Source organism: Allobosea sp. GW822-FHT05A11 (assembly GCF_058800455.1).
The window spans coordinates 13,630-37,567 of the sequence record NZ_JBXAMI010000008.1 but is presented as its reverse complement, the minus strand read 5'-3'; the positions used below and the strand labels follow the sequence as shown (position 1 = coordinate 37,567).

Annotated in this window: 25 protein-coding genes; 15 read left to right on the top strand and 10 right to left on the bottom strand. The window is 58.7% G+C overall.

What is annotated here, in order from left to right; all coding sequences use genetic code 11:
* Positions 1-2: 2 nt before the first annotated feature.
* The 6 genes from AC1RLU_RS24100 to AC1RLU_RS24075 form a co-directional block, all read right to left on the bottom strand.
* Positions 3-218 (bottom strand): helix-turn-helix transcriptional regulator, encoded by a 216-nt coding sequence (locus tag AC1RLU_RS24100; protein WP_492798642.1) that lies wholly within the window; start codon positions 216-218, stop codon positions 3-5.
* A 101-nt stretch (positions 219-319) separates the two neighbouring features.
* A complete protein-coding gene (locus tag AC1RLU_RS24095; protein WP_492798641.1) occupies positions 320-685 on the bottom strand; it encodes a hypothetical protein in 366 nt (121 codons plus the stop codon).
* The gene (locus AC1RLU_RS24090) at positions 682-1,905 is read right to left on the bottom strand and encodes a tyrosine-type recombinase/integrase (protein WP_492798640.1); all 1,224 of its coding nucleotides are present in this window, start codon (positions 1,903-1,905) and stop codon (positions 682-684) included. Before AC1RLU_RS24090 ends, AC1RLU_RS24095 begins: the two co-directional genes overlap by 4 nt.
* A 253-nt stretch (positions 1,906-2,158) precedes the next feature.
* Complete coding sequence (locus AC1RLU_RS24085; protein ID WP_492798639.1) at positions 2,159-3,433, bottom strand: site-specific integrase; 1,275 nt, start codon at positions 3,431-3,433, stop codon at positions 2,159-2,161.
* Positions 3,433-3,660 carry a hypothetical protein gene (locus AC1RLU_RS24080; protein WP_492798638.1) on the bottom strand — a complete coding sequence of 76 codons (228 nt, stop codon included), beginning with the start codon at positions 3,658-3,660 and terminating at the stop codon, positions 3,433-3,435. The genes AC1RLU_RS24085 and AC1RLU_RS24080 overlap by 1 nt, the downstream gene beginning before the upstream one ends.
* Positions 3,661-3,985: 325 nt before the next feature.
* The gene (locus AC1RLU_RS24075; protein ID WP_492798637.1) at positions 3,986-4,129 is read right to left on the bottom strand and encodes a hypothetical protein; all 144 of its coding nucleotides are present in this window, start codon (positions 4,127-4,129) and stop codon (positions 3,986-3,988) included.
* Between the two features lie 258 nt (positions 4,130-4,387).
* Here AC1RLU_RS24075 and AC1RLU_RS24070 point away from each other — a divergent pair, with 258 nt between their 5' ends.
* Together AC1RLU_RS24070 and AC1RLU_RS24065 are read left to right on the top strand one after the other, a co-directional pair.
* A complete protein-coding gene (locus AC1RLU_RS24070; protein WP_492798636.1) occupies positions 4,388-4,822 on the top strand; it encodes a hypothetical protein in 435 nt (144 codons plus the stop codon).
* A gap of 72 nt (positions 4,823-4,894) precedes the next feature.
* Complete coding sequence (locus AC1RLU_RS24065; RefSeq protein WP_492798635.1) at positions 4,895-7,153, top strand: hypothetical protein; 2,259 nt, start codon at positions 4,895-4,897, stop codon at positions 7,151-7,153.
* Positions 7,154-7,161: 8 nt separating this feature from the next.
* On the opposite strand, the gene AC1RLU_RS24060 is transcribed toward AC1RLU_RS24065, so the two are convergent.
* Entirely contained in the window at positions 7,162-7,374 is a 213-nt protein-coding gene (locus AC1RLU_RS24060) for a hypothetical protein (protein WP_492798634.1), read from the bottom strand.
* 20 nt (positions 7,375-7,394) lie between these two features.
* On the bottom strand, positions 7,395-7,664 hold the full coding sequence (locus AC1RLU_RS24055) for a hypothetical protein (protein ID WP_492798633.1): 270 nt from the start codon (positions 7,662-7,664) through the stop codon (positions 7,395-7,397).
* A 337-nt stretch (positions 7,665-8,001) separates the two neighbouring features.
* Between AC1RLU_RS24055 and AC1RLU_RS24050 the strand changes: the two genes are divergently transcribed.
* Positions 8,002-8,190 (top strand): hypothetical protein, encoded by a 189-nt coding sequence (locus AC1RLU_RS24050; RefSeq protein WP_492798632.1) that lies wholly within the window; start codon positions 8,002-8,004, stop codon positions 8,188-8,190.
* A gap of 736 nt (positions 8,191-8,926) precedes the next feature.
* Here AC1RLU_RS24050 and AC1RLU_RS24045 read toward each other — a convergent pair.
* Positions 8,927-9,115 carry a hypothetical protein gene (locus AC1RLU_RS24045; RefSeq protein WP_492798631.1) on the bottom strand — a complete coding sequence of 63 codons (189 nt, stop codon included), beginning with the start codon at positions 9,113-9,115 and terminating at the stop codon, positions 8,927-8,929.
* Between the two features lie 254 nt (positions 9,116-9,369).
* Here AC1RLU_RS24045 and AC1RLU_RS24040 point away from each other — a divergent pair, with 254 nt between their 5' ends.
* The 10 genes from AC1RLU_RS24040 (at position 9,370) to AC1RLU_RS23995 (ending at position 21,097) form a co-directional block, all read left to right on the top strand.
* Entirely contained in the window at positions 9,370-10,344 is a 975-nt protein-coding gene (locus tag AC1RLU_RS24040; protein ID WP_492798630.1) for a glycoside hydrolase family 19 protein, read from the top strand.
* Complete coding sequence (locus AC1RLU_RS24035; RefSeq protein ID WP_492798629.1) at positions 10,341-10,583, top strand: hypothetical protein; 243 nt, start codon at positions 10,341-10,343, stop codon at positions 10,581-10,583. Before AC1RLU_RS24040 ends, AC1RLU_RS24035 begins: the two co-directional genes overlap by 4 nt.
* Positions 10,576-10,701, top strand: a complete 126-nt coding sequence (locus AC1RLU_RS24030) for a hypothetical protein (protein WP_492798628.1) — start codon at positions 10,576-10,578, stop codon at positions 10,699-10,701. The genes AC1RLU_RS24035 and AC1RLU_RS24030 overlap by 8 nt, the downstream gene beginning before the upstream one ends.
* A complete protein-coding gene (locus AC1RLU_RS24025; protein WP_492798627.1) occupies positions 10,701-11,270 on the top strand; it encodes a hypothetical protein in 570 nt (189 codons plus the stop codon). The genes AC1RLU_RS24030 and AC1RLU_RS24025 overlap by 1 nt, the downstream gene beginning before the upstream one ends.
* Before the next feature lie 999 nt (positions 11,271-12,269).
* Positions 12,270-13,328 carry a KpsF/GutQ family sugar-phosphate isomerase gene (locus tag AC1RLU_RS24020; RefSeq protein WP_492798626.1) on the top strand — a complete coding sequence of 353 codons (1,059 nt, stop codon included), beginning with the start codon at positions 12,270-12,272 and terminating at the stop codon, positions 13,326-13,328.
* 46 nt (positions 13,329-13,374) lie between these two features.
* Complete coding sequence (locus AC1RLU_RS24015) at positions 13,375-14,124, top strand: FkbM family methyltransferase (protein ID WP_492798625.1); 750 nt, start codon at positions 13,375-13,377, stop codon at positions 14,122-14,124.
* Positions 14,125-14,131: 7 nt separating this feature from the next.
* Entirely contained in the window at positions 14,132-16,645 is a 2,514-nt protein-coding gene (locus tag AC1RLU_RS24010) for a capsular polysaccharide export protein, LipB/KpsS family (RefSeq protein ID WP_492798624.1), read from the top strand.
* Between the two features lie 107 nt (positions 16,646-16,752).
* Complete coding sequence (gene kdsA / locus AC1RLU_RS24005) at positions 16,753-17,622, top strand: 3-deoxy-8-phosphooctulonate synthase (RefSeq protein WP_492798623.1); 870 nt, start codon at positions 16,753-16,755, stop codon at positions 17,620-17,622.
* A gap of 61 nt (positions 17,623-17,683) precedes the next feature.
* A complete protein-coding gene (locus AC1RLU_RS24000; protein WP_492798622.1) occupies positions 17,684-18,790 on the top strand; it encodes a hypothetical protein in 1,107 nt (368 codons plus the stop codon).
* 69 nt (positions 18,791-18,859) lie between these two features.
* A complete protein-coding gene (locus tag AC1RLU_RS23995) occupies positions 18,860-21,097 on the top strand; it encodes a capsular polysaccharide export protein, LipB/KpsS family (protein ID WP_492798621.1) in 2,238 nt (745 codons plus the stop codon).
* On the opposite strand, the gene AC1RLU_RS23990 is transcribed toward AC1RLU_RS23995, so the two are convergent.
* Positions 21,069-21,566: a hypothetical protein gene (locus AC1RLU_RS23990; RefSeq protein ID WP_492798620.1), complete on the bottom strand. Its 498-nt coding sequence runs from the start codon at positions 21,564-21,566 to the stop codon at positions 21,069-21,071. The two genes, AC1RLU_RS23995 and AC1RLU_RS23990, sit on opposite strands and share 29 nt — an antisense overlap.
* Before the next feature lie 208 nt (positions 21,567-21,774).
* Between AC1RLU_RS23990 and AC1RLU_RS23985 the strand changes: the two genes are divergently transcribed.
* The gene (locus tag AC1RLU_RS23985) at positions 21,775-22,515 is read left to right on the top strand and encodes a 3-deoxy-manno-octulosonate cytidylyltransferase (RefSeq protein ID WP_492798619.1); all 741 of its coding nucleotides are present in this window, start codon (positions 21,775-21,777) and stop codon (positions 22,513-22,515) included.
* Positions 22,516-22,594: 79 nt separating this feature from the next.
* On the top strand, positions 22,595-23,467 hold the full coding sequence (locus AC1RLU_RS23980) for an FkbM family methyltransferase (protein ID WP_492798618.1): 873 nt from the start codon (positions 22,595-22,597) through the stop codon (positions 23,465-23,467).
* The last annotated feature ends 471 nt before the right edge of the window (positions 23,468-23,938 follow it).

The following is a 23,938-nucleotide window of genomic DNA, read 5'->3' as shown; positions in this document are numbered from 1 at the left end:
CGTCAGGCGCCCACTTTGGAGTCGATCCACGCGGCTAGGTCACCTGCGCGCCAGCCGAGCTTGCGAGCGGAAAGCCTCACAGGCTGGGGAGCAACGCCGCGCCTAACCAAATCGCGGAAATGAGCGACGGAATATCCGACGATTGAGGCAGACTGCTTTGTGTCCAGAAGTCGCCGGCTTTCCAGAGCCCCTGGTATGACGGAATCGGCGGCGTTCATGCGGACCTCACGGAGACGAAGGAGTGTTCGGTGAGGTGAGGATGGGTTAGGGCACGTGTTTCAGCGAGAACGCCATTTCGACAAGTTCGACAATTTGGAGTTCAGCGGTACCCGAGGCGACGTTCGACAGTGCGAGACTTTGGCAACTCCGCCTCGTTGAATCCCATATCTTTGATGGCCTTGATGATCTGTCGAACCGCCTCTCCTTTGGAAACGTACGGTGGCAGGCCCTCCTGCCACCCAAGCTTCGAGCGGGCCGCCGCGATATTCCGCTTATGATCGGTCGAGTATCCCCCTCGGCGTCCCTTAAAATCGTCGATCGTCGGGTCGTATTGGGCGACTATTATCGGTACTTGGGGGGCAGCAACTAAAGGCCTCGAAGCTAGCTGAGCGCGCAGAACCTCAATAACGCCGGGTTCGATCCCCCGGAGCTTCAGGTAGGCTAAGACCTGTTCATCATCGTTCAATCGCGTGGCCTCGTAAGGCTGTCGATATGCTCTGCCCAGGTTGCGAATGCTTCCCGAACTTCCTGCTGAAAATCGTGCCGCTGATACACCGCCACGATGCCCTTGAATTCTCCCGAGACGTGATTCAAAGCGCGCTCGATAACGGCGATGCTGACGCCGAGGCGAGCCATACCAGTTGCAGCGGAACGGCGAAGATCGTGAATGCGCCACGCTGGCATGCTGACCGCCTCGGTGCCGATCTCCGCGGCGATCTTTTGCCGGCGCGCCGTGACAGCCTCGTCGAGGCGGGCCTTGCTTTTGCTCCAACCCGCGAAGCTGCCTTCGCCTTCGCCAAAAAGAAGTTCCCGTTTCTCGCGCCGATCGACCGACTGCAGGATGGAAATCGCGGCTTGGGGGAGGGGGATCAAGTGCGATCGGCCGTTCTTCACGCGCTCGGCCGGAAGTTGCCAGGTTCCCCGAGTGAGATCGAGTTCCGGCCAGCGCATGCCCGCGACTTCCTCGCGGCGAGCCGCCGAAAGGATGAGCAGGCGAACGATGCGACCGAAGTCGTCATCACCAGAGCAAGTCCAGACATCGACCAACTCGTCATCTGTCAGCACGCGGTCCCGCTTGGGCTCGCGCTTCAGCGCTTTGGCGACATTGATGACTGGGTTATTGTCCACGCGGCCTTTCTCGATCCCCCAACCCATCATCGCGGAAAGTGACGAGCGAGCACGATTGGCGGTGATCAGGCCCCGTGCCTTTGCGATCTTGTCGAGCTCCAACGCGATACGCCGGGCGTCGAGCGCTCCCACCGCGACCTTGTGGATGGGAGCCCAGATAACCTGCAGGTGGCGCTCGACTTCGTCGTAACTCGAAGAGCGCAGGCGATCTTTCGCCGCCGGAAGGTAGAGCTTCAGCAGGTCCGACACCTTGAATTTCTCGACCGCGCTCGCCTGGCGAAGAGCGATTTTTTCGGCTTGGGGGTCGCGCTCGTCGGCGATATTCCGAATGACGCGCTCGGCCGCGGCACGCGCCTGGTCAACGCTGTTCATGGGAATACGCGAAAGCGTCAGCTTCCTCTGCTGCCCCTGAGCGTTGCGAAACTGGACTATCCACCGACCACCTCCGCCCTGTCTAAGTCGCAGCCCGAACCCTTTTATCTCATCGTCCCAGTAGGTGACTTCGGCTTTACCCGGTGGCACCTTGAGTTGCCTGATGTTGGCGCGCGTGAGGAGCATATTCTCGCCTGGGTAGCAGATGGGTAACAATCTTGCCGTTACCCATCCTCACTTGCAAGAACTGCGACAGCGGGTTTTGAGTGGAAATCGCCGAAAAATTCGAGATATCCGCAGCAATCCGCATTTAGTGTCGAATCGCGAAATCTGACTTCTAAGCTGCTGGTCGCTGGTTCGAATCCAGCCGGGCTCGCCATTGTTTTTGTTCATGAATTCCTCTTTGTTCTCGGGGGCGTTCTGACACGTATACTGCTGGTCATTCTGACTTTTGACCGCTGTCCGTTCTCACGGCTCGGCGTTTCCGGGCGCCGTTGGCTACCTGCTTCATGGTCTTTTTGACATAGCGCGGGAGCACCTTTGCAGAGGTCTGCGCCGACTGAGCAAGGATCTCGCGATCAGTCATGTCGGCGTCGCCCGTCTCGGTCAGGCCGCCGTGTCGGAACGACGTGAACGTGATTGCCTCCGGCAGCCCGGCCGCCTTGGCGATCCGCTTCACCTCGTGGCGCATGTAGGTGAGGTCGCCCTTCTTTCCGGTCGGCCAGGGCAGCGGGCGCCCCTTCTTGTCGTCCTTCCAGTCGCGGACGAGCATCAGCCCGCCGATGCGCTCGCGCTTGATGGCGTCGAGCCGGGCCATGAGCTCGGGGAAGAGCGGCACGCGCTCGGTCTGCTCGGGATCGAAGAGCGGCCACCAAACCTCCTTGCCGGTCTTCGGGTGAACGATTCGAACATCGTCGGGCCGCTCTTTCGGCCGGTAGTGCGCCACCTCGAAGGAGCGGAAGATATGTTCCCCTCGCTGCAGCCACTCCCAGGTGATCATGGCCGCGGTGCCCAGTGATGAGCGCTTCTCCTTGTCCGCCTGTGCGACAAAGGCCTTCAACTGCTCGAAAGTCGCATCCGTGTTCGGCGTGGAGGACTCGTTCAGGCCCATGCGGGAGAAGGGGTTATCCTTTGGAACGATGCCTGGCTCCGCACGATAGGCGATGTTCCATGCGCGCCGGCAGGACTTCATCGCGGTATTGGTCGTGGTCTTCCGCTCCCGCGTGACCTCGTTCCCGTCGTCATCTGTCTCCGTGACGGTCAGGAGCGCCTCGAAGAGCGCATCCACCATCTTCGTAGTGATGTCGACGACGGGCTGCGTTCCGACCCGCGCGCCCTTGCGAGCGCCCTTGGTCAGCACATAGTCGGTAACCATGCTGAAGCCGCGCTCGTGATTGCGCTTCTGGCCATCGCTCAGATCCTTGTAGCTCTTATGGTTCTTGTAGACCGTCACCAGCCAGTCGAAGGACCCGACGGCGCCGCGAACCTCGGCAAGGTCGCTCATGCCGGCCGTGCGCCAGGAATCGAACTGAGGAAGGACAACGTCTTCGGCGTGATCCCACGCTGCGTCGCGCTCGGTGCCGAGAGGAACATCCTTCATCGGGCAGCCGCGCTCGCGGGCCCATGACGGCACAGTGAAGTACCAGGCCCAGCGCCGCTGGCCGCTCAGCCACTTCCGGTTCGTGTATCTGGGCTTCGTCCTGATCTTCATCATCACACCATGTCAGCCAGGTCTTCGGACACGGCGCGCTCGGCGGCGCCGGCATCGTACCGCCTGCCGATGAAGGCGAGGCAGTAAGATCGGGTCCAGACCGGCTCCTTCGCCTTGCCCGCCCCGATCGAGCCGCATGGTGGCGGAATCTCACCGCGAACGACAGCCGTCGCGAGATCCTTGGTGTCCTTTCGATCGAAGAACGCAGCAGCCATGTCGGCGCGCATCATCTCCGGCCACGCGCCGTGAAGCGGGTATCGAGCCGGGAGAGCGCGCGCCATGGCTATGCCCTCCTCAGCGCGTTGCCCGAAGAGACCATGCGGTAGCCATCTTCGAAGACGAGGCCGACGGAGTTCATGGTTCCGCGTGCAAAGACACGGCAGCGCTGGCCTTTTCGGCCGCAACGATCCCAACGGTAGAGGTAGTGCCTCGGCGAAGCTGCCGGCGCTCCGATGGGAGGAGGTTTGAGCGACACGCCGGCAGCCGCCGAAACCCTCAACGGGAAAGAGGGGTAGGCGAAGCGAAGGTGCCCCGAGGTATTGGTTGCGCCATCCTTCATTTGGATGGCCCCGGAATGTCGCCATGCGGCTGCGCCTGCGGGTCGGCACCGTAGATGCGGCGGTCGAGCGCGCGCCAAATCAGCCAACCGATTCCGATCAGGACGATGAGCGCCGCGGCGATGTGGTCGTAGTCCGTCATGCCGGCACCTCGCAGGGCTGCGCGTCCTCGGCCGCATGAACCCAGCCTCCAGTCGACCCGTAGTTCTTGCCGTCAGACACGACAGGCTGCGCAACGATCTCGGCCGTCGCCACGCGGATATGGGCGCGGCGTGAACGGGGCCGGCGGTGCTGCCAGCGGCTACGGAGCCGGCGGCGGCGGCTCGCTCGTTGCGAGCGCTAACGGGTTTGCGGGCGGCAATGGGGCTCCCGGCATCGTCGTTGTCTGGGAGTTCTATTGATGAGCTACGTGGCGAGAATTCTCGACCGGATCGTGGTCGAGGTCGTTCAGTTGCCAAATGGCGTGGCGCTTGCCGACGCCTTCCACCCCCACGCCGGGTTCGTGGCAGCCAAGGCAACGACGAGGGTCGGAATGACCTATGCCGATGGCGAGTTCGGCCCCATTCCGGAACCGGAACCCGAGGAGCAGGAGGCTCCTCGCCTCTCGTTCCTCGAATTCATGGACCTGTTCACGGAAGACGAGCAACTCGCCATTGCGGGCGCGGCCATGTCCGATGTCTCGACCAAGCTCTGGTACGATCGTGCCGTGGGCGCGCAATTCATCTCGCTCGACGATTCCAGGCTGGCGGTTGGACTGCAGACCCTCGTTGACGACGAACTAATTTCGACGTCTCGGCGCGACAGCGTTCTCCTAGGTCTCGGCCCGGCCGTATAGAAGCGCCGCTTCTTTCCACACTCCAAATGACGACCAACCGCCCGGTTCGCGCTGGAGCGGCGGAGCTTTGCCATGGATTTAGTCAAGATCAATATCGGTCAGACCGGCGGCGACAAGCAGGGGGATACCCTTCGCGATGCCTTCCGCAAAGTCGACCAGAACATGGACGTTGTCGGGGCTGCCCTCACGGGAGTTCCGTCGGCTGGCGATCTGGCCGATGTCGTCGCCCAGATCCCTGCGATCGCGACCGTGCCCGCTACGATCGAAGGCCTGATCGACAACGAGGCTGTCTCGCCGAAGGGAGTGAAAGCACACTTTGATTCACGCTTGGCCTCTCAGGCTGAAGCTGAAGCTGGCGCTGACAACACCAAGACCATGACGCCGCTGCGGACAACGCAGGCGATCATGGCGCAGCGCGGGGCCGTGCTCGCCAGCGATGTCGGGGCCGTTGGCGATGGCGTTACAGACGACAAAGCCGCTCTTGAAGCCGGCATGGCCAAGGCTGTGGGCGCTAACAACACGTTCAAGCTGCTGCCGGGGAAGACCTATGCTGTCTCCACGCTGACGATTCCTGATGGCGTGACGATCGAGGCGGCGGGGGCGACCATCGCCCGCGTTGGCACTCTGGCAGCGCGCGCGAGCTTCATCGTGATCGGGAAGAACGTCACGGCGGACGAGTTGAACTTCACGTTCGACGGCACGGAGTTGGGGAATTCACCCTCGGCTCGCCTAGTGGACATTGGCGACGATTTCACCTGTGGCCCGATGTCCATTAGCGCCAATGCAGCGCTGGGCTACGCAGCCAGCCTTAACGGCATTGGCGCCACGGGCGTCAGGACGCGCATCGGTCGCATCCGAGCGAAGAACATCGACTACCCGCTATCCCTCATTAATCCCTCTACGACCGTCCTCGCGACTGGTTCGCAGATCGGAGACATCGAGGCAGACGGTTATCTGCGGACACTCTATGCGCAGTACCTGTCTGGCACGTTCGGCAACATCACGGCCCGCCGCAGAAGCGCGAGCGCCGCCCTGATATCCGCTCCTGGCCGGTATATCTCGAATCTGCTTGAGGGCGTGCAAGATAGTGTTTTCGGCGATCTCCACATGGAGGAGTGCGGCCACGCAATTCGCATCGGCGGCTCGCCTCATGCCAACGCGAAATCTCAGAACATCACCATAGGCGACATCTTTGCGACCGAATCGCGCGGCTGCGCATTCAAAGTCGACCCGACGCTCCTTCTCGACCCGTCTCTCCCTCTCAGCCCCTATAAGACGGAACGCGCCTTCGGCATTAAAGTCGGCAATATCATCGGCATCGACATTGGCGACGGCACTTCGGAAGGAAACCGAGAGTTCATCCGCATCACGCGGGCTGACAAGGTCTCCCTGGGCAACTGCCGAGCTTTTATCCGAGACGCAACATTCTCAGGCCAAGCCGGCATCGGTCTTTGCAATGTCACCGCGATCAAGCTCGCGTCCCTTTATGGCGACGGATTCGCTACCGTCCACGTCTCAATAAACTCCGATCAGGATAGCGATGCGTCGGCATGGGCCGCCGGACCCGTCTACGGTGTCGACATTCCCATCATTTCCGGCAAGGCCAACAGCACATCGTTCCTGGTTATCCAAAGCGTTTCGTTCTACACGATGGAGTATGGCGACCTGAATCTCGGCATGGCAGGCGCGATCTTCGGCACAAACTCTAGCGCCAACACTCGCGTCTTCAACACGTTCACGGGCGGCGGCTCAACTCCGGTACTATCCAGCGGGCGACGGGTTGATATCACGGGCACGCCCAACACGGTCTATTTGCCGATCTTCCTGAACGTCCCGTCGAATGCAGCCCCCGATAATTTCAACGCTGATCTTCGCTGGAATGGCCGCAGATTCACCGGCGTTCCGACGAACCCGAGGTTCCTTGCGGGCCACGCGGTTCAGGCCGGTGGGTTCGAGGCGGGGACGCCAGGGAATCAGATCACGGATGGGAAATTCGGGACCTATTATGCCGTTCAGACCGGTACCGCGGCTGGTAGCCTCGTTCCAGGAGGGACGTTCGCCGCATCTCGGGCTAACTCCTCCCGCCGGGGAGCGGTCTTCGGTGCTATTCAGGTAGGGGCGAGCCCTACCAGCGTGGGCGCTGGTTTTTGGACTGGTCTAGGGGCGACGGGCGAAGATCAAGTGCAATTGTCAGCGATTTTGCGCCCAGATGGGTTTTTCGAGCTTACCCAGCCGGCCACCGGGAACGGACTTTATCTTTTGACTGACACCGGCGCGCGAAAGAAGGTCACTGTCACCGATTCAAATACCCTCGTTGTCGCGAACGCCTGATCACTCGCTTAAGCGCGGTTAGCCCAAAGCTCCACCTGCATCGCTTGCTCATCCGCAATGAAATCGGCGGGCATGATCCTCGCAAGGCCACCGTTCGACCAGTCCTCGTCATCGACGGAGAGCGGAGCGTCGGGGTTCTGTTCTGCGCCCGCGTCCATTGCGGCGAGGAGGCTTTCGAGCTGCTCGTCGTAGGCAGCGGCAATTTTCGGATCAGTTTGCATCGCACCCTCGATTAGTTGGATCAGTTGTAGGCGCTCGGTGGGTTGGTCAACCCGTCGTAGTAGTCCTGCCCGGCCTTGAGAAGTTCAATCCTGACTTGGAAAAATGAGTGATCCACATCGATCCAATCGGTGTGAATGATCGACCAGATTTCCTCTGGCGTCGCGATCTTCTGCCCGGCAGCACAGAAATGGTCGTCAACACGTACGAGTTCGCCACCGTTCTCGACGATGAGCTTTAGGACGCGCTCCATTTCTGCGGTGACAACGCCTACCGGCCCTTCGTCTTCCACAGCCTACTCCCATGGCCGGCGCGGGATGGTGGTCACAAACGAGTTGCCATCCCGAGAAAACACACGCTTTAGAGACTCACCGTGTTTCGCGGTCTCCCACTTTTCAATGACGGTGAGCAGTCTGGCCCCCTCCTCGTCTTCTCTAGAACCCGGAGGGCTTCGAACGAGCTTACGAAGGGTATCGACAGCTCGCGAATATTCGGCGTCGGAACTGATTTCGATCATGTTTTCTCCGAAAGGCGGGTTTCAGGGCCAAAAGTAGCGAGCCGTCCTTGTTTGACTATGATCGACGAACCCGTAGTGTGCGGCCGGGCAGAAAGCAATTTTGGCGGAAGCGGTGGCAAGCGAAACCTTTATCGAGATCGTCCCGACCCAGTTTCGAGTTGTGCGGGAGCGCGATGTAGTGGTGTGCTTTCGGGACGAGCACGGCGGGGAATACAAAATCAAGCTGACCGAATTCGATGCTATCAAACTCTCCGCAATGATCGACACATGCATATTAGAGACCTCGGATCTGAGCCACTGATGGCCCTTAAAAGGCCGAAGTTGGCGGCCCGCGCCGGCGATTGCTGCGGCGGCTTTCCTCTCAGGTAGGGAACAGCAGTCGTTCGTGAAAGTTTCCATCATCATGAACGACATTTCGTACAGAATTCCGGAACTGATCGAGGGGTTCAAGCGTCGCGCGAAGATGGCTGCGGGATACGCTGCCGCCGTGGTCGCTCTCCTGGCTGTCGGCCACGCCCTCTAACCCTTACGTCACGTTAATAATTTTGGGCTATCATTCAGGCTCGTGATTGAGTCGTTTGGTCGCTTTTGCCTAAGCGCAGATTGCTAACCTCTGTTCCATGCTTCCAAGAGGGAGCCTTCGGATGGACGACCTATCCTATGAAATCCCTGAGATGCTGGAGCGGCTCAAGCATCGCTCGTATCTTGCAGCCGTCTGGATGGCGGCCGCTCTGGCATTCGCGCTGCTGGACCGGATCTTCTAACGGGTTGCGTTGGGCTCGGCTGGACTTTTGAAGCCCAACGCGACCATCAGTTCCACATAGAGACGTTCGAGGCGCTCCGTCTCTGATATCTTAGGAATTGATGCCCGACTACAGGCCGCCGGCTGGTGAGGAACCTCCAGGGGAGCGGCAGAGGGCAGGCGAAGTTCAGTCGTCATCACGACCTCACGATTTAGTGCTATTCCCCAGCGTTAGATTAATAGATTCCTTCCATGCGCGGCGAAATAAAGGCCGCATCCAGCCACCTGCGGCAATTCACATCTGGAGCAGCGCAAGCACCATCACGCCGACGAGGTTGATCGCGGCCAGTAACCATTGCGGCACAGTCTCGATTGCGGCGTCGAAGTCTGCGCCTTCGTCACTCAGGGCACGCCTCACAGCGTAATCGCCATCGGTAGCGCAAAGATAATCGCCAGCGCAATGACGATGGCGGTGCGCATCCATACGCCAGCGCTACGATTACTCAACAGCACGGCGCGCCTCCCGCTCTTTTGTTGACGTAGCGGAACACGGCTGACGGCTAACGGCAAGACCTTTCGATGACAATCTACCGGCGGCACCTTGACCGCGCCGCCGGTAGCGCTCCTGCCGGCCAGGCGGGGCTTGAGCAGGAAAGGCCAGCCATCGGCCTCCATTCTGGCAACAACTGGGCAGCGCTTTCGCTGCCTAATGGCTTTTCCACATCCGGAGCATCCATCGTGAACACGCTTGAGGTCATCAAGCGGGCGGCGAAACGCGCGCCGAACCCCGCCAACGCGAAATCCGTCGTCGTCGCGCTCGAGCGCTATGGCGCGCTCTTCGGCCTCGATCAGCCTCACCGGCGGGCGCAGTATTTGCCGCAGCTCATGCATGAGAGCGCGGACTTCCGCTATGATCGGGAAATCTGGGGTCCGACTGCCGCTCAAAAGCGCTATGAAGGCCGCAAGGATCTCGGCAATACCGAGCCCGGCGACGGCAAGAAGTTCGCGGGCCATACCGCGATGCAAATCACCGGTCGGGACAATACCCGGCGCTTCCGCGACTGGTGCCGCAAGTACATCGATCCGATGGCGCCCGATTTCGTCGCGCATCCCGATCTCATGAACACCGATCCATGGGAGGGGCTCGGCCCGATCTGGTATTGGGCTGTCGGCAATCCGACCTGCCAGTCGCTCAACCGCTATGCCGATCAGGGCGACGTCGAGAACATCACCGTCAAGATCAATGGCGGCCGCAACGGCTTCACCGATCGGCTGGACTACCTGGTGCGGGTCTCGCTCGTCATGCTCGGCTTTGCGCCGACGGATGTGCGGGGCTTCCAGAAACAGGCGGGGGTGAAGATCGACGGCGATCCCGGACCGAAGACGCGCGCCGCACTGCACCAGGCGCTGGTGCGGCTGACTGTGCCGGTCGATCGCGCCGACGATGTGCAGGCTGCGCCCGTCGTCGAGGAGAAGCCCGTCGCGGTAACGCCGGCTGCGCTCGACAAGCCGGTCGAGAAGACTGGCGGCTTCTGGGAGCGCATCGGCCAGATCGGCGCCTTGGCGACGGGTCTCGGCGGCGTCCTGTTCGGCGACTGGAGGGTCACAGCCGTCGCGCTCGCCGGCGGCATCGTCATAGCCGGGCTCGGTCTGGTCTTCCACGCTCGCATCATCGCGGCCGTGAAGGAGATCAAGAAAGCGGTGGCGGCATGACCGTGCTGATCGCTATCGCCGCCGCCGCCCGCAACTGGCCTTGGCAGGTATGGGCCGCCGCCGGTTTGATGCTCGCTGGCGGGCTGTATGGCTGCCAACAGCGCCGGGAGGGTGCGGCCGGAGCTCTCGTCGAAATCGAACGCAAGCAACAGGAGGCGGCCAATGCGGCACGCAAAGAGGTTGATCGCCTGCGCGGTGGCGCTGACCGCAGCCGCGTGCAGCAGTTCGACCGTGACTGACGGCTGCCGGATCTTCGCGCCGATCTACGGCTCGTCCAGCGATACGCCGGAGACACGATCGCAGGTCGACCAGCACAACGCCAAGGGCGTCGGCGCCTGCGGCTGGAGGCGGGACTGATGGCCGAGACAACGACCGAGAACCGCCTCGGCAAGCTCGAAACTGAGTTCGCCCTCGTCAAAAGCGATGTCACGGCGATCGGACGTAGCCTCGCCGAGTTCCGCGAGGAATGGTCCAGCAAGGCCGAGGAGGACCGGAAGGCCCATCGCGCGGCCCGCCTGACCTTCCCGCAGATCATCGGCATGCTCGCCGGCACAGTCTCGATGACGGCGATTCTGCTCGGTGGCCTGATGTACCTGATCAACGTTTCGGCCACGTCGGTGCGCGCCGACCTGACCAGTCAGGTGTCATCGGCGAAGCAGTCGGCGGAAGCGGCGACTGCGCAGGTCGGCCTGACTGTGCGTGGCATGGTCGACGGTCAGACGGCTCTCAATGCGGCGATCCAGACCATGCAGCGCGAGCAAGCCGCTGATCGCGTCAAGCTCGGACTGGTCGAGCAGAGCGCACGGGCGAACACGGCTTTCATCGACAAGGCCCAGAGCTTCGATGCCGAGATGGCCAAGCATGACGAGAAGCTGAAGGCAATGGAGCAGACTGTTCGCGATATCGCGGCTCGTCGAGCGCCTTGACGAGATCCCGGGGGACGGCACTGTCTCGGCGCCCTTTGGATACGGTCTTGTAGTCTGAAGCGTGCTGGCTATGGTTCCCGACTTGGCAGATTCGTGAGTTACTTGTGACGATAGTTGGACGGGCGCTCCGGCGAAAAAGCATCGTTCTGGTAGGAAACGCTACGATTGGAGCCGATCATTCACAGCTTGTGGACGGCGCCGACTGTGTCGTTAGGTTCAACAATTGCGAGAGTATCTCCGGAAATTCAGGATCGAAGACTACGGTTCTGTGTTTGACAAATTTCGGCTGGCCCGCAAAATTATTTGCAATACCAAATTCTATAAGGAAATTTAATTTTATCGATGATCTCGATGAAATTTGGTTCCCCCGCGAATTTAAATCTCACAGATCTCATTATTCATATTATGCCAATATGATTGGCGGCGCGCCAAAAATTAAATACTTTCGTGATTACGCGCGACATATCGTTGCGAACAACAATGTAAAAGCGAGATCATTCAGATTTTCTAGGGTCGAGAATGAGTGCGCATTTATCGTTCTGTCGGCCGTTTGTGACGAAATTTTCATGATGCCGAGTACGGGATTTCTCGCAATCATGCATGTGCTCAGCAGCGGTCGGTTCGACGATCATGACGTTACGTTGATCGGCTTCGACTTTAGCGGGTGGTCAGGCCACCCTTGGAAGGCCGAGCGGGCCGTCGTTGATTCCATGCGCGCGCAGGGTCGGCTACATCTGGCTCAGTAGTCGACGAATAGGGAATGCGGCGATTGCACGATAGCCGGGGAAGGGGGCGGGGGGCTCAGGTCAAGCGCTATGCCCATCCGCTCTTACATTAAGCCCTATCTCTTTCGAATCTCTTTTGAATCCCGATCATATCATACTCTACTACCCTGCGTCGCTCCTCGCTAATTGAAGATTTATTTCGATTCTAGGCAGAAGAGTACGAACTGAAACCGCTCACTCAACGCGCTCATCGATTGACCGATACGCCCACTGAATGCGATCTATGGCGCGGATTGCATTGAGTGGGCAGGAGGTGGACGCAGTGGGGATAGTGGCGATCAGGACTGAATCCACCGACGGCGTGGTAGAAGCTGCTAAGCGCGCATTGGACATAGAAGCTCGCGGGCTTACAGTGCTGCGGGGGGCATTGGATGGGGCACTCGGCGGCCAAGTCGGCCTTGCCTGCTCGATGATCCGCAGCGCACAACAGCAGTCCGGCCGGGTGATTGTCACCGGCATGGGCAAATCCGGCCACGTCGGGCGCAAGATCGCGGCGACACTTGCCTCAACCGGTACGCCTTCGCATTTCGTCCATCCGGCCGAGGCCAGCCACGGCGATCTCGGCATGGTACAGCCGACTGACGTCGTTATAGCTCTGTCTTGGTCGGGGGAGACGGCAGAGCTAGCGGCTCTCGTTGCCCATACCCGCCGTTTCAGAGTTGGCTTGATCGGCATGACCTCGAACCCGGACAGCGCGCTCGGGCGCGAAGCCGATATCGCGCTTGTCCTACCCAAGGTGCAGGAGGCCTGCCCGAATGGGCTCGCGCCGACGACCTCAACGACGATGCAAATGGCCCTCGGTGATGCGCTCGCCGTCGCCCTGCTCGATGCTCGCGGCTTCTCGCGCCAGGACTTCTACGTCTATCACCCCGGTGGAAAGCTTGGCGCGCAGCTCAAAACGGTCCAGAGCATCATGCATCGACAGGAGGAGTTGCCTCTCGTCGGCCTCGATGCAACGCTTTCCGACGTTGCTGAAATGATTTCCGGCAAAGGCTTCGGTTGTACCATTGTCACTAATTCCGAGGGGCGACTCGCCGGCCTCGTTACTGATGGTGACCTGCGCCGGGCCCTGACCGCTGGTTGTTCCGTCGCAGATCGAGCTCGTGGCATGATGACTGCGAATCCGCGCCGCATCGCGCCCGATGCGCTGGCTGTAGAAGCTCTGGAGATGGTCAGCCGCTTGAGGATCACCGCTTTGATTGTCGCTGACCAGGACGAGCGCCCAGTAGGTCTCATCCATGTGCACGACCTGCTGTCGGCGGGTGTGCAGTAGCGCTGGTGCTGACAATGACCGTAAGACAAAGCCGAAAGACAGCGCAATGACCTCGCACGATTCCGAGACGAGCCCGGAAACCACGCCGGCAGAGAGTGACATACCAACAGCTAGCCTATTCGAGCTGCATGGCGTTAAGCTGGAGATACCCTCGAAGCTACTTGCGCCTCGCATTCGGCAGGCGATCGAGAGCGGCAAGTACGAACATCTCGAAGCACGGCAACTGCCGAGGTTCCTTCAGGCGGGCGATCGGCTCTTGGAGTTTGGCGCCGGTCTCGGCTTCATATCGTCGTTGTGCTCGAAGATCGTGCCACTGTCGTCATGCGCCGTGGTCGAGGCGAACCCCGAGCTGATACCGGTTATCCGCCGCAATCATTCATTGAATGGTGTAGAGTCGGACGTCATCAATACTGTGGCATTGTCGCCCCGCTCAACGATGCGCGCCAGCGCTAATGCAGACAATCAGATTCCATTTTACGTCTACGAGAATTTTTGGGGCTCGTCATTGGTTTCCGGGGCCTCCGCGAGACGTGCAATTGACGTCGATATTACGCAAACGCAAGTTCTGATCGACAAGTACAAGCCGACCGTAATTATCTGTGATATCGAAGGTGGTGAGGCTGATTTATTCGATGATTGTAATTTAGATGGTGTCAATAGGATATTCTTCGAAGTCCATAAGTCGATCATCGGGCTAGCGGGAATAAATAAAGTAATTCACGTTTTGGCATCGCAGGGATTGTATTATGATCCCGATTTTTCTGTCGGTGCTACAGTGATGTTTTCTCGGCCCTGAGGATTAGATGATTACTGCAATCATACCGTTGAGGCTTTCCACCGATCCTCTCTACGACGAGATCGAACGGCTGGATCGGATTATCCAGTCGATTCCGCTCGACGCGTTCTCGATTCTGATCGTCGATTTCGGTACCAATGAGGCGAGGGCGCCCGAACTGCGTGCTCTCGAGAAGCGGCATACCCACGTCACAGTTCTCCGTACCGGCGACCCGGATGAGCCCTTCTCGATTGGGGCTGCGCGAGATTTTGGTGTGCGCCACGCGCAGACGCCGATCGTAATGTTTCATGATTTAGACTTCCTCTGCGAAACGGAAACCTATTTGGATATTGCTGACGAGGCGAGGTATCGTTGCCTCGATCAGCAAGGTTACGATTTTGTATGCGTCCCCACCATTTATCTGACCGAAGAAGGTACAAGCCTATACCTGTCTATGCACAACAAGGATCGTCGGCGTTCGGCTGATCGGCGAATTCACAACCAAGCGCTTCGTTATAATCGCAATGAATTTATTCAGCATTTTGCGCTTGGAAGCTCTGCGCTTCTCATCAACCGATACTTTTACTTGATGAGCGGTGGCCATGACGCCGATTTTAAGGGGCACGGAGCTGAAGACTTCGAGTTCTATAACCGCCTGACGGATCTTGCTCGCCGGCAAGGGCGGCCTCCAAAATATGATAACGACATACCGTTTGCGAACGGTGTGTGGGAAGGCTACCGGGCATTCTTCTCCTTGTATGGAATGGATATCTGGATGCGCGGTGTCGCGCTCGTACATCTATCCCATCCTCGTCGCGAAGATTTCGACCCCTCCTATAAGCGGTCATCAGAGAATTTTGCTCTCCTTAAGCAGAAATTGAGCGAGTTTAAGAGCAACAAACGGCATTTGGCGCCGCTCAAGGATCCATCGGTAAATTGCCGCACGTTGCTTCTCATGAGTCCGACATCCATGCCGGCTCAATCTCTGCGAGGAGTGCTGCCCTCGCTGGGAGATTACAGGTTCGTTCCTGAGACGAGTTTTGAAAATGCGGACATGCTAACGTCCTATGTGGACGATGAAGCAATCGATAATCTGCTGTTTCTGAACCCCTACGGTAACCCCCATCGACTGGCACTTTTCGAAGGGGCTCGGTCGCGCGGGATCAAAGCATATGCCTTCGACCGTGGCGCTCTCCCAGACAGCTGGTTCTTCGATGACGGCGGCTTTCTCGGTCGGAGCTCCAAATACGATCCTTCGCATTGGGATGTTGCTGTCTCGCCCGATTCATTGGGCGCAACACGTAGTTGGATTGAGCAATTCGCATCGGCGGGGACGACGCTGGAGCGGAATGGAAGGCGTAAGGGGGGCGAGTACTGGCGCGATGTGCTGGGTATCGGCGCACGCAAGATCGTACTAGTTGCTCTGCAGAGGCCGAATGATACAGCTACCAGGTTTTTCGCGGGCCCTTCTGGCACTTACGCAAACTATCTGGAGTGGTTGGAAAACCTGGCTCGCAGTCTCGACAAGCGCCACTATGTGCTCGTCGTTAAAAAGCATCCTCTGGAGGCAGAGCGGCCACCGATCGAGCAGGCTATCTTCGTTCCGGATGACGCAAACATTCATGACCTTATAGAGGCGGCCACATGCGTGGTTGTCTTGAATTCCGGCGTCGGTGTCCTGGCTCTTGGCATGAACAAGCCTGTGGTCGTCTGCGGATTGGCATACTACGCAAATGGCGGATTGGCTCATCAAGCGACCAGCTCCGAGCATCTACATGAACTTGTCCACTCGAATTTGCCGTCGCCGGGAGACAACGGAATTAAATTCATCCACTATCTGAAAGAGTCTTTCTATAGCTTTGGTGCGAGCAAATACTTTGAGAAGAAGGAGGCTGATGGTTCGCTAACTAGAATTTGCAATCAGATTGACTTTTCTCGGATTACCAACTTGCCTAAGCCGCCCGTCAACCTGGGCACGGTGCCGGAATGGATTAGTCCCAGTTCGTTTGTTCTTCGTGGTGCGAAGGGCTTCCGCGATCCTGTTACGCTGCAGGCCAAACCCACGCCGGTCGCATTGCAGGCCAAGCCTGCGTCGAATTCCGCGGGGCAGGCGAAGCCAATTAGTAAGCGCTCCGTCGATATTTTGCCGCAGCTGTCCCTTGCGTCGCACGCAAAACGGACGGATCGAAACGGCGTCGAGATAGGTGCTGGCCCTGCAGGTCATGCCGTATTCGGGCCGTACAGTGAGCTGGACCCTGGCCGCTATGCCTTGCGCGTTAAGGGCGTCCGAAGTGGCAGCCGACGTGGACTATTCCGGAAGGAGAGCAAGATCGTATTCGACATCGCCACAGAAGGAGGGGAATGCATAATTCTCACCAAGACCCTCAATTCAGGCGCGATCGCTAGTGAGTATGATGAAACGCTCCGCTTTGAAATTCCTCAGAATGGACAGTTGTCCGCAAGGAAATTTGAATTCCGCGTCTGGACCGACGGGAACACCACGTTGATGTTGGCAGAAGTTGTTCTGAATGCAGACGGATAATCGGCCGAAGCGCGATTGTTAATTCTCACTCTCCCAGATCGGACGCGAAGGAGCGAACCCGCTTTTGGCGAGCTTTGCCCTTATAACTCGAGGATTTTGGGCCCACCATGACTCCCAACGCCATCGTGACCATCGGCGAGGATCTCGCCCGCCCTGTGCGCTTCGGCAATGCATTGCCGCTCGCCCTGATCGCCGGACCCTGCCAGATGGAAAGCCGCGACCACGCGCTCGAATGCGCGCTGGCGCTGAAGGAGATCGCGGCGGAGCTGAATATCGGCCTCGTCTTCAAGGCCTCCTTCGACAAGGCCAACCGCACCAGCGTCAAGGGCGCCCGCGGTATGGGCATGAAGGCCGGCCTGCCCGTCTATGCCGAGATCCGCGAACGCACGGGCCTGCCGGTCGTGACCGACGTCCACGAAGCCGATCAATGCGCGCCCGTGGCCGAAGTGGTCGACATCCTCCAGATCCCGGCCTTCCTCTGCCGCCAGACCGACCTGCTCGTCGCCGCCGCGAAGACCGGCCGCGTCGTCAACGTCAAGAAGGGTCAGTTCCTTGCGCCCTGGGACATGGTCAATGTCGCCGCCAAGGTGACCGAGAGCGGCAATCCGAACGTGATGCTGACCGAGCGCGGCGCCTCCTTCGGCTACAACACACTGGTCTCCGACATGCGCGCCCTGCCGACCATGGCCGAGATCGGCGCCCCCGTGATCTTCGACGCCACCCATTCGGTGCAGCAGCCCGGCGGCAAGGGTGCCTCGACCGGCGGGCAGCGCGAATTCGTGCCGGTGCTGTCCCGCGCGGCGGTCGCCGTCGGCGTCGCCGGCCTCTTCATCGAGACCCATCCCGACCCCGACAAGGCGCCCTCCGACGGTCCCAACATGGTGGCGCTGCGCGAGTTCCCGGCCCTGATCCGGCAACTGCAAGAGTTCGACCGCCTTGCCAACCGCATTCTGAAGAGTACGCTCGCAAACGATTGAAATGCCCGCCGCATCACTGCGCTTTTCACCGGCCTGATGCGGCATTTTCGAGGGCCTGCCTATGCTTTTTAAATTCGCGCTGCTGGCGCTGTTCGTAACAGGTTCGCTTGCATTCGCGGTCGATCCCGTGGCGGCAGCAACGACATGCAGTGCCGAAGAGCGCCGACAGCTGCTGGAGCCCGCGAAAACCGAAGCGGACACGTTTTCTCTATCTTGTAGCGTGAGGCTCGCCGCGTCTGACCGCGTTACGAAGCGGGTAATCATTGGGCCGGAAGGGGCTGGGATCACTCTGGATTGCGCCGGAGCATCCCTAGCATTCGGCAAAGATATTGAACAACCGACCAACCGATGGCGCCTGCAGATTCGATCTTCATTCAATTCCGACAAGCGGACGGGAACGAAGGTCAGCGATGTTTCGATCGTTGAATGTCAGGTTGTCGGAAGTGTCGAAGTCTCAATATCGATTAGCCTGAAAGACTACAAGGAAATGACAAGGAGTGCGGATTTTTGGGAGATGATCAGTGCGGTCGCTCCTAGCAATGTTGAATTTAACGGCGTTTCGATTCAGGCTCCAACTTTTAAAGGGCGCCCCGTAACAGCGAATTTATTCTATGTGGGCTCTGGATCCAGATCGATTATTTTCAATAACGGGCGGATCGAAGGAGAGATCAAAGGCGGCGTTCCAGTTTACCTCGACGATAGTTCCTCGGGTAACGTAATCCAGAACTCTGTCTTCTCGGTTGCTACGGGCAGCAGAGAATTGCTGGCGATCGACGGTTCGTCGGGCAATTCGATCGTGGGCAATGAGTTCAGGAATCCGCGGCACGGCGCGATCTTTCTCTATCGAAATTGCGGTGAGAACGGCGTCGTTAGGCGAGGCAAGCCAGAAGGTAACCAGATCAAACGGAACCGTTTCGTCATCGATCGCGGGCCCGCAGGTGATGCGCCCGCGGTTTGGGTAGCATCCAGGGAACGTGGGAATAGCTTCAAGAGTTGGTGCGCCTTGGATGCAGGTGTGCCTTTTGGAAGTGGCGTGGACGACGGAGATCACGCAAAGCGAAATCAAGTGAAGTTGAATACCTTCATGGGCTTTCGCGAAAGCAACGCCATCAGGGTCGATGATCCCGACAATGATGTCGCGAATAATTCGTTTCAAGCGGTGAATTAGCTGCGACTTTCCGATGCTGCGCCTCGATCAACTGCCGATGCGGAATTTTCTAGGATCCAATCCATTCAGATGCCTAAGTCCATCCTGATCGTTCGGACATCTGGCGAGGAATCGTATCGGAATGCCGTGGAATTGGCGCTGACCGTTGAGCAAGCCGGCTACCAGCCCAAGATCCTCACTTACTGGTTCGATGACGAGCATGAGAGGACGGGCTCGACCTGGGCCATGCAGCCGTTACTCCGAAGCGAGATTGCAGACGCGCCACGCCTTTCCGATTTCGCATTCCATTCAATCCACGGGTATCGTCTGAAACTGCCGCAGCTCATGAGCCATTCCTATGGTATCGGGGACCTTCGCCCTGATACGCTGCTGCCGGAATCGCCGTGGGCTCAGCATTTGCGTGGGGTCGCACAGTGTTTCAATCAGGTTCTTGAAACACTTGAACCGGCTTACGTCCTGATTCCGAACGGGGCCGAAGTTATTTCTGCGATAATCGCCGAGGTTTGCTCTCAGAAATCAGCCAAATTTCTTTATTGGGAAAGCCCATTTTTTCAAGGCTATCACTTTGTCGATCCTTATGCCCCCCATTTTTTCCATGAGCAGAGTCTCATCGATAAAACCTGGCCGCCAACAATCACCGCAAAGCTCTCGCTTGAAGAAACGAGAGCGTTCGTCCGGCGCTTTATCGCCGAACGGAGATCGAAGTACGATCAGGCCAGCGATCTGGCAGACCTGACTCGCTTGGAGAATTGGATTGCGGCCGATACGCGGCCGATCGTGTTCATCCCACAGCAGGTTCCAACGGATGCAAACGTCGTCATCAATCTCGGCGCATACGACGACTACGAGGCGTCGCTCCAGGCTGCGATCGATAGCATTCCAAACGATTGGCGATTGCTAACCAAGAGCCACCCGAAAGGCGGTCTTCGACGTTCAATCCAAGTTCGACCGCAGAATTCCTTCGATGCTACTGGCATTGCAATTCACGATATCCTCGAGCGAGTTTCGGTCGTGGCGACGATGAGTTCCAATGTCGGTTTGGAAGCCTTGCTGTACGACTTGCCGGTCACCGTATGGGGCCAGCCAGTATATTCGAGAAAGGGTTGCACGACCGAACTTGGGGATCCATCTGGCTTGGGCGCGTATCTTTCTGCTCCGCTCCCCGCTCTTGATCCGATGAAACGGGACGCTCTGATCTGCCATGTCCTTGAAACTGGTCTGTTGCCCCATCGAGGTAGTGATCGATTCCAAGAGCTTTTGGGTATGGCAACGAGTGCCCCGCGCTCGTTCGCGAATTTCTATCCGGAATGGATACGGCGAATTTCGAGCGCGGCTGGCGCCCTGGAGGTCCAGCTCAAAATCGAGCCTCGCCTTGAAGCCGCTCTTGCGAAGTTAGACGAGGAAGACCGAGACCTGATCCAGACTGTGGCGGGTCCGACCTTGTCCAACCACCGTTATGGAGGGCCCGTGTGCACCTTGCAGGCCGACGTCGTCGAGCCGAGCTATCGGTCGCTTTTCTCAACGAGATCCGCTCAAAAAATTGCCCAGTACAGGGGAAATCTGCAGAACCACCATGTCCCCGATAGATTGTTGCAACATTTATGTGAAATGTGCTCGAGCTTTAAGTTTGTCGCCTTCGAGGCGAAGTTGCCATCCAATGAAAGTCGATATGTTCAGAGATTGAGCATTGACGATATAATTCTAATTATAAGGGATATTGATCCGAGTATTTGTGTCGAAGTTCGCGCTAGGCGGGGAAGAGAGCTAGCGCGCAATTTCGATGGCGCCTCCGATGCATTTTTTCTGCTGCGAAAAAAGCAGGGTTTGCTGGAGCCGCTTATTTCACGTCTGGTTTCTCGTCGCTTGCGATCCGTGCTGCGCTATGAACCGTCGCTCCTAGGGGCCGCGTTGTTCTCTACAATTTGCGAGCGTTCATCCAATGGCGCCGAAATTTTTATCGCTGGGCCGATCAACGGCGGGCATGTAATTTATGGCCCTTATCGAAACCTGCCTGCTGGCAAATGGCGCGCACAATTGGCTCTGTCATCTAACAGCAAGGCCGCTGAGTCAGAGTGGACTTTCGATGCAGCGCTGAATGGCGAGACCGTTGCTGCTGTCGAGTGGCTTTACCAGGGCAATGACCGGCCGCCAACCCTCGAATTCGTTACTGAAACCGCAGGTGAAATCGAGCTGAGGATCTGGTGCCATCGCCTTGGGCAGAACGAAAAGTTCATTTTCCGGGGGGGAGAGCTACACGATCTCACTAGCACGAGCTTCGTTACTTCCTTGCAGACTCCAATGATTTGATGATGTGCTTCGCCGCCGCATCAAAACCTGCGTTGCTTGACTGCTGCTCGCGATCTAGCATGAGATCATTAAGTTCGCCTTTTATGTCATCTTCGGTAAAGACGTTCTTCTTTATCAGGATTTTGATTAGAGAGATGACCGCTTCGGTCTGGCCCGTTAGTACAGCCGGGAGGTTTGGCGCGAAGCTGCCAAGGCTTGCATCGCCCGATACGACTGTATCACGCGTCCATGCAGCCACGAGCTTTGCGGATGAGCTAAATCCATCATCCGGTGCACTGGGCCTATCAGCCGAAATGATCTCTTGCATACGGCCTAAGATCTCGACCGGTGTTACAACTCTTTTCTCAAGTAGCAGTTCGATAACTGAGAACAGCGTTGCCGTTATGCCGGCTAATGCATTAGGAAGTTCATCTCGATGGTTCAATGCAATCTCCATACGTGTTTTGGTCTGTAATGCTGCTGTAGGCATTAATGACCACTATTCCGCTGTCCTAAACTAAGAAGGGTATGGCGGGCTCCGAAAGAGGAGAAGCCTAGGTTAGCGCCACTAGGTGCTTTGCTGTACCGGCCCTGGCAACCGGTACGCATGCTTGCTTAATCGCTTTGCGCGCTGCATTACATCTCGCATTATCACGCGCCCCTTTTGACCTTTTGCCGATTACGAGCATACCCAGCCAATGTCCAACCCCCTGATCCTGATCCCGGCCCGTATGCAGGCGACGCGCCTGCCTGGCAAGCCGCTCGCCGATATCCATGGCGAGCCGATGATCGTGCATGTCTGGCGCCGGGCGGTCGAATCCGGGGCCGGCGATGTGGCCGTGGCGACCGATGCGCCGGAAATCGCGGCCGCGATCGAAGCCGCCGGGGGCAAGGTGGTGATGACCAGCGCCGATCATCAGACCGGATCGGACCGGATCAAGGAAGCAGCCGATATTCTCGACCCTGACAGGCATTACGACATCATCGTCAATGTGCAGGGCGATTTCCCGACGCTGGCGCCCTCGGCCATCGCCGCAGCGGTGAAACCGCTTGCCGATCCGGCTGTGGATATCGCGACTCTCGCCGGGGTAATCGATGACGAGGAAGAGAAGACGGCGCCGAGCGTCGTGAAGCTCGTCGGCAGCGAGATTGCCCCCGACCATCTGCGCGCGCTCTATTTCACCCGGGCGACGGCGCCTTACGGCGAGGGGCCGCTCTATCACCATGTCGGGCTCTACGCCTATCGCCGCGCCGCGCTCGACCGTTTTGTCAGCCTGCCGCAATCGCCGCTGGAGCTGCGCGAGAAGCTGGAGCAGCTCCGTGCGCTGGAAGACGGCATGCGCATCGACGTCATGGTCATCGACCATGTGCCGCGCGGCGTCGACACGCCGCCCGATCTCGATCGCGCCCGGGCGTTCCTGGCCGCTAAGCCATTTTGATTGGGTACGGCAGGCGTGTGAAGACTGGATCGAATGAGGCGGATTGATACTGATGTTCAGGAGAGAGACGCCTCAACCGATGCCGATTCAGCCCGGAAGTCTTCTGTCGCTGGACGAGTTGCGCGGACCGGACCGCTACCGCACCGAATGCATCTGCCGCGCGGCAAGCCAGGCCGCCTTTCTCGGCGGGGATTCGGTTCTGTCGCGCGTCCTAGGGCGCTACAAGATGTTCCTCGACACGCGGGACAGAGGTTTCGGCGCGCATGTCATGCTCGACGGCTACTGGGAGATGTGGCTGACGGAATTCATTGCTCGCCTCGTCGCGCCCGGCATGCATGTCGCCGATATCGGTGCCAACTTCGGTTATTATGCGTTGCTGCTGGCCGATCTCGTCGGCCCCGATGGCCGCTTGCTGGCTGTCGAGCCCAACCCCCCCGTTGCCGACACGCTGAAGCGGACCCTCGAGCTCAACGGCTTTGCCAGCCGCAGCACCATTGTGGCGGCCGCGGCGGGTTCGGGGGAGGGCGAGGGGCGTCTCATGGTCCCGGCGGGAGAGCCGAAGAATGCGACGCTGGTCAGCAAGGCCTTGCCGAATGACGAGGCGGAAGCGGTCGCTGTCCCCATCCATAGCCTCGACTCGCTCCTCCGCGCCTTTCCCCGCGTCGATTTCCTCAAGATCGACGCGGAGGGTGCAGAGGAAGACATAGTCACCGGACTGAGCCAAACCATCGAGCGCTGGCGGCCGCGCATCATCCTCGAATTCAATCCCAGCCGCTGCCGCGACCCTCGCGGGCTGCTCGCGCGCTTGCGCGGAGCCTATCCCGTCCTCCAAATCCTGGGCTATGACGCGGAAGTCGTTCCCGTTTCGGATAAGGATCTGCTCGACCCAACAAATCGAGAGGATCGTTTGCTCTATCTTGACGACGCTGCTGCGAAGCCGACACGGCCGTAACCGACCGTCTTGCCGCGCTTTGGTGCGCCCGCAGTCCCAGGTCCGTCTGTGGTTCTCGGCTGCGGCCCTCAGGTTTCTCTTCTCTGGGGCCCGTCAGCTCCGGCTGGCGGGGCCGTTTTCGTTTCAGGTGACCCAGTTGTAGAGTTTGATCGCACCGATGCAGAGCGCGACGATCCAAGCCGCCTCCATGCCAAATGCGAACACGACAAGCAGAGACCGCAACGCCTTGTTGACAGGCCTTGAGGCCAACAGCCGGCTCAATCTGCGCTTTACGTGTTTCAATCTGGGTCACCCAAGAAACTATTCAGGATCTCGGGACAATTTCGAAGCCAACGGGCGCGGAAAACGCCCCTAGCGTCGTGGCCTGATTAATGCTTTCCTAACGTCATACTACGCTTATCGGCAGGTATGACGATGCTCGCGATCCTATGGCTTGCCGCACTCTATGCTTTTCTGGAAATGGCGGAGCGC